The sequence below is a fragment of the Actinomadura sp. KC06 genome (assembly GCF_004348735.1).
In the GTDB taxonomy this organism is placed as follows: Bacteria; Actinomycetota; Actinomycetes; order Streptosporangiales; family Streptosporangiaceae; genus Spirillospora.
The window spans coordinates 1-1,872 of record NZ_SMKT01000368.1 but is presented as its reverse complement, the minus strand read 5'-3'; the positions used below and the strand labels follow the sequence as shown (position 1 = coordinate 1,872).

Sequence of the window (1,872 nt, the reverse complement as noted above, 5' to 3'; positions counted from 1 at the left end):
CCCCTCCCCTCCCGGCCGGGGCCCTCCCCGGCGGGGGGCATAGATCGGCGGGAGGCGGGAATGGGGCGGTCCCGTCCACCCGCGCGGGACGGCCCTCGCGGGGGCGGCACGAGGAGGGGGAGGCCGCCATGCGCGTCGTCGTCACCGGCGCCACCGGCAACATCGGCACCAACACGGTCCGGGCGCTCGCCGCGGACCCGGGCGTCACCGCGATCACCGGCCTGGCCCGCCGCGCACCCGGCCCCGACGCCGACGCCGATCTGGGCGAGGGCGGCGGGAAGGTCGAATGGGCCGAGGCCGACGTCACCGACACCGACCTGGTCCCGCTGATGCGCGGCGCCGACGTCGTGGTGCACCTGGCGTGGCTGTTCCAGCCCACCCACCGCCCCGCGGTGACGTGGGACGCCAACGCCGTCGGCAGCGCCCGCGTGTTCGACGCCGCCGCGCGGGCCGGGGTGCCCGCGCTGGTGTACTCCTCGTCGGTCGGGGCGTACTCGCCCGGGCCCAAGGACCGGCCGGTCGACGAGTCCTGGCCCACGCACGGCTGGCCCGGCGCCGCCTACAGCCGCGAGAAGGCCTACGTCGAGCGGCTCTTGGACGCCTTCGAGGCCGCCCATCCCGACTGCCGCGTCGTGCGGATACGGCCGGGGTTCATCTTCGAGCGGCAGAGCGCGGCCGAGCAGCGCCGCCTGTTCGCCGGGCCGCTGCTGCCAGGCCGCCTCGCCCGTCCCGGCCTGATCCCCGCCGTCCCGGACCTGCCCGGCCTGCGCCTGCAGGCCCTGCACTCCACCGACGCCGGCGAGGCGTTCCGCCTCGCCGTGACCCGCGAGGTCCGCGGCGCGTTCAACATCGCCGCCGACCCCGTCCTGGACGCCGCCGAGCTCGCCGGCATCCTCGGCGCCCGCACCGTCCGGGTCCCCGCGCGCGGGGTCCGCGCCGCGCTGGCCGCCGCGTGGGCGCTGCACCTGGTGCCCGCCTCCCCCGGCCTGTTCGACCTGGCCCTGCAGGTCCCGCTCATGGACACCTCGCGGGCCCGCGACGAGCTCGGCTGGACGCCGCGCCGCACCGCCCGCGAGGCCATCGAGGAGTTCCTGGAGGGCCTGCGCACCGGCGCCGGCCGCGACACCCCGCCGCTGTCGCCCGGGGCCGGCGGCCCGGGGCGCGCCCGCGAGTTCGCCACCGGCATCGGCCGCAAACCCTGACCCGACCGCCCGCAGTGATCCGCCCGCCCGCACCGCCGCCTCGGCGCCCGCACCTGGAGGTCACCCCATGCCGACGATCACGTCCGACCATCTGCACGCCCTACTGGCCTCCGCGCACCGCGACGCCGCGCTCGTCGTCGTCGGCGGGCGGGCCGCCGTCGTGCCCGCCGACCCCGGCCGCGGCGACGGCCCCGAGGAGGCCCTGGTCGTCACGACCCGGAACGCCGTGATCGCCGAACTCGACACCGGCGCCAACGACGAGCAGCTCGAAAGCCTCGCCCAGCGCCTCGACGTCGCCCTGGACAGCCTCGGCGGCTGACCCTGCCCGCCCCACGTCCGGGCGCCCGGCCGGGGGTCAGCCGTGCAGGGCGACGTAGGGCGCCAGCGTCAGCAGGCTCACCACCAGCGCGCCCGTCAGCGCCCGCGCCGGGACCGCGCGGGCGATCATCCACCCCAGCACCACGCCCGCCAGTTCCGGGACGCCCACCACCGCCGCCAGCGGCCAGTCGACCGCGCCCGCCGCCGCGTACCCGGCCGTCCCGACCCCGGCGATCACCACCGACTGCGCCTGCGCGGCCGCCAGCGCCGGCAGCACCGGGACGCCCAGCGCCACCAGCAGCGGCACGCACAGCATCGGCCCGCCGACGCCGAACATGCCGCCCACCAACGC

At 78.5% G+C, this 1,872-nt stretch carries 3 protein-coding genes; 2 read left to right on the top strand and 1 reads right to left on the bottom strand.

The genetic code is table 11. From position 1 onward, the window contains the following. The first annotated feature begins 128 nt into the window (after nucleotides 1-128). The gene (locus tag E1287_RS46545; RefSeq protein WP_131971894.1) at nucleotides 129-1,202 is read left to right on the top strand and encodes an NAD-dependent epimerase/dehydratase family protein; all 1,074 of its coding nucleotides are present in this window, start codon (nucleotides 129-131) and stop codon (nucleotides 1,200-1,202) included. A gap of 67 nt (nucleotides 1,203-1,269) precedes the next feature. Beyond that, nucleotides 1,270-1,521, top strand: coding sequence for a hypothetical protein (locus E1287_RS43065; protein WP_131971892.1), 252 nt, complete (start codon nucleotides 1,270-1,272; stop codon nucleotides 1,519-1,521). A gap of 36 nt (nucleotides 1,522-1,557) precedes the next feature. Here the strand turns inward: E1287_RS43065 and E1287_RS43060 are convergent. Beyond that, the coding region (locus tag E1287_RS43060; RefSeq protein ID WP_165969478.1) for a TSUP family transporter at nucleotides 1,558-1,872 on the bottom strand (315 nt) is incomplete at its 5' end.